Consider the following 6,047-nt stretch of genomic DNA (forward strand, 5'->3'; position numbering starts at 1 on the left):
CGGTCTGATCCGTCCAGATCCAGCAGTCTGCGCGACCGCAGGTGCCGCTTGCGGCAGAAAATCCTTGTCTAGCGCTCGGATACAGGCGATCTTCACCTCAAACGACACGCCACTTGGGGAATGCAGGCTTGGGGGATTGACGGCGCAATGAATGCCGAAATGTTCGATCCCTACATCGATGCCCAAGACCCGCTGTATGACGAAGCCATGCGTGGTGAGGGTGTCCAGAATCCCGACGTCAAGCAAAATGGAACCGTCAGCCCAAGCACTTGTGAATGTGATGGAAGCCGTTGGCCAAATGGTGGGGGTATTGGATGAGAAAGTATAACTTCCCAGTGCGCGCTGTGCAGGCCGATGCGTCGGAGCCTCTGTTTCGGCTGGTTCTGGATCCGCGTTTTTCTGCGGCCGAGATGCTTGCGGATTTTCCACGTAATGTAGTCCAGCCATTCTTGAATGTCGTGCTCGCCGACGGCAAGCAAGGGTCGTGTTTCAAGGCTGCGGGTAGTCATGCCATCGAGGTGAGCTTACCCTCGCATATTCAAGTCAACGACGCGGAACGTGCCATTCTCGCTAACCTGATGGATTTCGGTCAGGATTTTGAGTCGGCGCGGTCTACCACGATCGGTGAGCTGGTATTTTTCCTGACCCGGCCTGACGAAAATGGCCCAGAGAGCTTTCTGGACGCTCTGGCGGCGCGCAATGCTGAAGCTGTTGCCTTCATGAATGAAGTCATGCTGCAGTTCCCTCCGGAGGATGAGTATTCAACCAGAACTTGGCCGGAGGAGCTTATCGAACGGTATTATTTCGGTATCGTTCTGGAGTATGGAGATTTGCTGGATAATAAGGATATGTCCGCAGCCCTTGGAATTCTTGATTGCCTTCACGATGTTAACATGTGGACAGGTTTCAGCGTGAAGGCCAATCCTGGGGATACAATGAAAGCAGGTGGCTCAGGTATCAGCTTCGAGATCGAGGCCGAGAACGGTGCGATCAGTTATCAGGTTGAGCGACCGGCCTGCGACCCGGCGCTGTCGATCCTTATTCTGGTTGAAAAAATTGAGAAGTTGACAGGGGCAAGGCCCCGCGCTTGGCAAATTCACATAGAGGCGGCCGGCTGATGCGCGCACGGCTGAAATGCAGCAACAGGCAGGAGAAATCATGGCTCGTCCAATCGCACTTGTCGGGCACATGCACACCTGCCCGATCCACGGTCGCGGTCCGGTTTTGAATCCTGGCCAGGCGTCGGTCCGGTTCAACGGCATTCCGCTTGCTGTTGAGGGCGGACATATGAACCGGCATGGAAAAAGGACCCCGGTATCGGAGTGATCGGCGTCCAAACTGCCCCCCTGATGCGGTGGTCCAACGTGCTCCCGGGAACAGTCGGGAGCCGTGTTCGGGACCCCGCCAAGTTCTGGATGGTTAAGGGCAATGGTCCGTCGATCGCCATGCACAGCTCGCGTGAGATTGCCGAGGGCGAAGCCGCAAGGCTCGCCCGCATGAACCCAGGCGTTCAGTTCTTCGTCATGGAGGCTGTCGTCTGTCATCGCCGCGTCGATGTCGAACGGATTGCCCTCGATGGCCAGCCCGATCCTCGAGACGAGATCCCGTTTTGACGCTCCGGTGACTGGCCCCGCGCGGGCCAGCATCCCGAGCGACACGCTCGATCACCCAAGCAAGGAACAGACATGACGAACCAGACCGATAAGCACATCGAAGCCCTTCGCGATATCCACAGGAACCGAGCGGTCAGCATCCGCGCTTCGAAGCCGCTGAAGGATTCAGGCCTGATCGAAACGAGCGGCCGCAGCAAGCCCGGCTGGCTGAACGCGACGCTGACGCAAGCAGGTCGTGAGTTGATCGGCGTCTGACGCTCCGGTGCGCAGCCCCGCGCGGGCTGCCATCCCGAGCGACAGAAAGGATGAACCATGACCGCCCAGCAAATTGCCCGCCTCGAACGCGCGCACCTGATAGCGGCGCGGATCGTGGCGCTGGATCCTGCCGCGCTTCCGGTTTTCGAGCGCCTCGACGCAGAGATGGCCGCGGCAAAGGCCGAGGTCGAGGCGAGGCGCCTCAATGATCCGATTGCCCGCGCCCGCGCGCTGGCCCAGCTGAGGAAAGCAAGCTGAATGACCGGGACAAACCGCGCATGTGGCGGCGCAGAGCCCTGTTTCAGTGTCAGTAGCAGAGAGCGAGCCAAGTCGGCCCTTCGCGGCCATTCACACACCCGCTTCCCAACGTCCGAAGTGCGACATTCCGCTTGGTTTTCCGCTACAATGTCCGGGGCTAGCACGGAAACATCAACACTGGTCAGAAGCTGCCGATGCAGGTATCCTCAGCCAAAAATCGAGGCGAGCATGGCACGCGGTGAACTGGTGAAAAAATTGCTTGCGAGCTACGGCCACGAGGAAGAGTTCCGCGCGGTTGTCGAGCAAATTATCTCCGAAGAGGAGAAGAAGAATAATCGCGTGTTGGCGAGCAGTCTTCGAAAAACATTAGACAATATCGGTACGGCAGCGCGGTCCGCCACCGGACTTTCGCGCCTAGTGCCATTCCCGGATGAGGCCAATGACTTCATCCAGCGAATGGTGCCGGCGCACGGCCCGCAGGATATTCTGCTGTCTCCGGAGAACACAGAGCTCTTTCTCGGACTGATCCGGGAGTTCCGGCAGGCAGACCGTATCAGGCGTCACGGGTTTCCGGTGCGATCTAAGCTTCTTTTCTGCGGGCCGCCGGGGACCGGCAAGACCCTGTGCGCCGAAGTCTTCGCCAACGAGCTGGGACTGCCCTTCTTCCATGTCCGGCTCGACAGCCTGATTTCCTCTTATTTGGGCGAGACCGCGACGAATATCCGCAAGACGTTTGAATTTGCTCGCCGGCAGCCTTGTGTTCTGTTTTTCGATGAGTTCGATGCGATTGCGCGCTCCCGTGAAGAAGCCGGCGAACACAGCGAACTCCGCCGCGTGGTCAACAGTCTGCTGATCTTCATCGAACAGATTCAGCCTGGCGGCTTTCTGATTGCGGCAACCAATCTGGACGGACATCTCGATCCGGCTGTGTGGCGGCGGTTTGATGAAATCGTCTGGTTCGATGCGCCGGACGCGGCGATGGTGCGCAAGTACCTGGTCCATGCTTTCCGCAATGTCCGGGCGTCGTTCGATCCGGCAGGTTATGCCGATCAGCTTCTGGGGTATTCCTATGCGGACCTCGAGCGGGTCTGCGTCCAGGCAATGAAGGTGTCGGTCCTCGGCGGCAACAAGGCCGTTTCGGACAAGGACTTCCGTGAAGCAATGCGGGATGCGAGGCGAAGGCTGACCCGCAAACAGAAGCTGGAAGCGCAGACCGGAGAGTAAGCCGTGCCGCGTCACCAGCATTTGCCGCTCCTGCGGCTGCCGCAGACGATGGAACGGCGTAAAACCGGCTTTCCCGGCCCGACACCATCCCGCGACGGCGGCTATGGCGGCCGCGTTCGCAGGCAGGTCGAAGAAGCCGTCCGGACCCAGCAGGAAAGCCGGCCGCCTCAGTTCGTTGATCCTTCGCTGATCCTGCGGGTGCAGATGCAGGGGATGCTGCTCGAAGTGGATTGGGAAGCGCTCGGCCTAACGCTTCTGTCCAGCGACGAAGACCGCAACATCGTCCTGTTCTCATCCGAGGGCGATCTCTCCGCGTTTCTGCAGCGGCTCGAAGCCTATGACGGGCCTGTTCCGGAAGGTCAGCAGGGAAGACGCTATGAAGGGTTCGTCACGCGGATCGAGAATGTCGGCACACTGACGCCCCGCGACCGGCTCGGAGTCCGCCTCAGGGAAGCCGGTTTCAGCGAAGCTGATGACCTGGTAAGCGACGAGGTTTACACAGTCGATATTGAGCTATGGGACTTCGGCGGACGGCCTGCACGGGAACGCAAGGCCCGGGAAATCGAGGACTTCATCATCGGCAGCGATTCGGAAGTCTTCGATGTCTACATAGGTCCGTCGATTACGATGATGCGGGTATGTGCTCCCGGACGGGTGCTGCGGCCGCTTCTGGCCGTGCCCGAGGTGGCATTCATTGATCTGCCGCCGGAGCCGGACCTCGAAGCGTCTGACTTCGTGCAGATGACACTCGAGGACGCACCGGAGATTCTGCCGCCGGCGGTCGGCGCTCCGATCATCGGCGTGCTAGACAGCGGTCTCAATGAACATCCTTTCCTCGAGGGGATCGTCGCCGAACGAAGAGCTTTCCCCGCAGAACTCGGAACCGCCGATGTCTGGGGCCACGGCACGCGGGTCGGGGGCGTTGCCCTATTCGGCGACCTGAGAGACCGGCTGAGGGACGGAAGGCTGCAGCCGGCGGGGCAGCTGGTTTCCGCGAAAGTGGTGCAGGACAACGGTGCCTTTTATGAGCGCCGGACGCTCCCGCGTCAGATGCGCGAGGCAATCACACAGCTACACCGGGACCATAACTGCCGCATTTTCGTCATCTCGCTCGGAGATGTCCGTGCACTTAACGAACCCGGACGGGTCGGTCCCTGGGCGGCAACGCTCGACGAACTGGCACGCGAACTCGACGTGCTGATATTCGTGTCCGCCGGCAACCGTGCTCCGCGTGGCGGATCGTCAGTCGAGCAGGCCATCACGGAATATCCGGCATATCTGCTCGAAGCGGCGAACCGGCTCTGCGAACCGGCCGGAGCCTGTAACGTCATCACGGTGGGGGCACTGGCCAACGGGACCGGTCTCGGAGCAAGGCATGAACGGGATGCCCATATCCTGCCGATCACTCAGGCACTCGAGCCTTCTCCCTTCTCCCGCTCGGGCCCCGGCGCGGGAGGTATCCGCAAACCCGATTTCGCTGACATTGGCGGAACGCTGGTTTTTGACGCTCCCTCAGCCAGGCTGCAGTCGGCACCGCACATTCCGGAAGCCGGCGTCATCACGCTGAACCATGAATTCACCAGGCAGCTCCTGACAAGCGGCAGAGGAACCTCCTACGCCGCGCCGATGCTCGCCAACAAAGCAGCGGAACTCCTGCGGCTGTTCCCGACAGCTTCCGCAAACCTGATCCGGGCACTTCTTGCGGGGGCATCCAGCGTTCCCGATGCATGCGCCCGCCGTCTGGCAGGTATGGATGCGACCGACCAGGCACGTGTCTGTGGCCACGGGATGGTGGACACGCTGCGGGCCGCCTATTCCGACGATCACCGGGTGATCCTGTATGCAGAGGACCGTCTCAGCATCAACCATTTCGCGGTCTATCGCGTGCCGGTGCCGCCGGAGTTTCAGGGGAACGGCCGCAGAACTATTCGCGTCTCTCTGGCGTTCGATCCTCCTGTCAGGCGGACCCGGGCAGAGTACATCGGCACGAAGATGAACTTCCGGCTTCTGCGCGGCTGTCCCTCCGCCGAAGTGTTCTCTCATTTCCGCTTGAGAACGGCGGAGGAAGGTGATCCGCCGGACATTCCGAACAGGTTCAAGTGCGGCCTCGAGCCCGGTCCGAAAAGCCGGGACGGGCAGACGCTGCAAACCGCAGCGAAGACCTTTGTCCAGGACACGACAAGTTATGGCGATGAATATTATCTCGTAGTCCGTTGCGCAGGGGGCTAGGCCGAGCCGCAGGAAGTTGCCCAGAATTTCGCGATCGTGGTTGAGCTCGAGCACCAGTCACCGATCCAGCTCTATGCAAGATTGAGACAGCGAGTGCGGCATAAGAAGCCTGAAGAAGTCGGGAGCTTGCCAAGGCGAGTTGCGCTTTCGAGCTTTTGAAAGCAGACGTTCGACCTTTCCTGCAGCGAATGTCTTCTCCCCGCCCTCCCTGTCGAGGCGGTAGGGCCGAGGGAGCGCGGTCAGTTGCGGCGCTCGAGCCAAGCCTTCTGCCGCAGGTAGTAGCCCGACTGGCTGATGCCTGGTCCCGCCAGCCCGCGAACGGGTCGATCTTGAGCCAGGAGGTGTCCAGCCCGGCGCTGCGCAAATCTGGGTCCGCGAATCGTCCGCACATGCCGCACAGGATCGCGGTGTCGCGCCAGGCCGTCAATTAGCGCGGACTATCATCAGAGCGCAATTGCAGCCAGGAGA

Annotated in this window: 8 protein-coding genes; 7 read left to right on the forward strand and 1 reads right to left on the reverse strand. The window is 60.5% G+C overall.

Annotated features, from left to right (window positions below; genetic code table 11):
• On the reverse strand, positions 1-246 hold a 246-nt coding region (locus IT41_RS21795), incomplete at its 3' end, for a hypothetical protein (protein WP_036744217.1).
• A 68-nt stretch (positions 247-314) separates the two neighbouring features.
• Here IT41_RS21795 and IT41_RS18735 point away from each other — a divergent pair.
• The 7 genes from IT41_RS18735 (at position 315) to IT41_RS18760 (ending at position 5,579) form a co-directional block, all read left to right on the forward strand.
• The gene (locus IT41_RS18735) at positions 315-1,118 is read left to right on the forward strand and encodes a hypothetical protein (protein WP_036744219.1); all 804 of its coding nucleotides are present in this window, start codon (positions 315-317) and stop codon (positions 1,116-1,118) included.
• A 40-nt stretch (positions 1,119-1,158) separates the two neighbouring features.
• Positions 1,159-1,326 (forward strand): PAAR domain-containing protein, encoded by a 168-nt coding sequence (locus IT41_RS22125; RefSeq protein ID WP_175496468.1) that lies wholly within the window; start codon positions 1,159-1,161, stop codon positions 1,324-1,326.
• A gap of 89 nt (positions 1,327-1,415) precedes the next feature.
• Positions 1,416-1,613, forward strand: coding sequence for a hypothetical protein (locus IT41_RS21800; RefSeq protein ID WP_175496467.1), 198 nt, complete (start codon positions 1,416-1,418; stop codon positions 1,611-1,613).
• A 72-nt stretch (positions 1,614-1,685) separates the two neighbouring features.
• Complete coding sequence (locus tag IT41_RS18745) at positions 1,686-1,868, forward strand: hypothetical protein (RefSeq protein WP_036742167.1); 183 nt, start codon at positions 1,686-1,688, stop codon at positions 1,866-1,868.
• A 57-nt stretch (positions 1,869-1,925) separates the two neighbouring features.
• Complete coding sequence (locus IT41_RS18750; RefSeq protein ID WP_036742169.1) at positions 1,926-2,126, forward strand: hypothetical protein; 201 nt, start codon at positions 1,926-1,928, stop codon at positions 2,124-2,126.
• Positions 2,127-2,354: 228 nt separating this feature from the next.
• On the forward strand, positions 2,355-3,350 hold the full coding sequence (locus tag IT41_RS18755; RefSeq protein ID WP_036744221.1) for an AAA family ATPase: 996 nt from the start codon (positions 2,355-2,357) through the stop codon (positions 3,348-3,350).
• 3 nt (positions 3,351-3,353) lie between these two features.
• Positions 3,354-5,579 carry a S8 family peptidase gene (locus IT41_RS18760; RefSeq protein ID WP_197056033.1) on the forward strand — a complete coding sequence of 742 codons (2,226 nt, stop codon included), beginning with the start codon at positions 3,354-3,356 and terminating at the stop codon, positions 5,577-5,579.
• Positions 5,580-6,047 lie beyond the last annotated feature (468 nt).

This window comes from Paracoccus halophilus (assembly GCF_000763905.1).
GTDB lineage: Bacteria > Pseudomonadota > Alphaproteobacteria > Rhodobacterales > Rhodobacteraceae > Paracoccus > Paracoccus halophilus.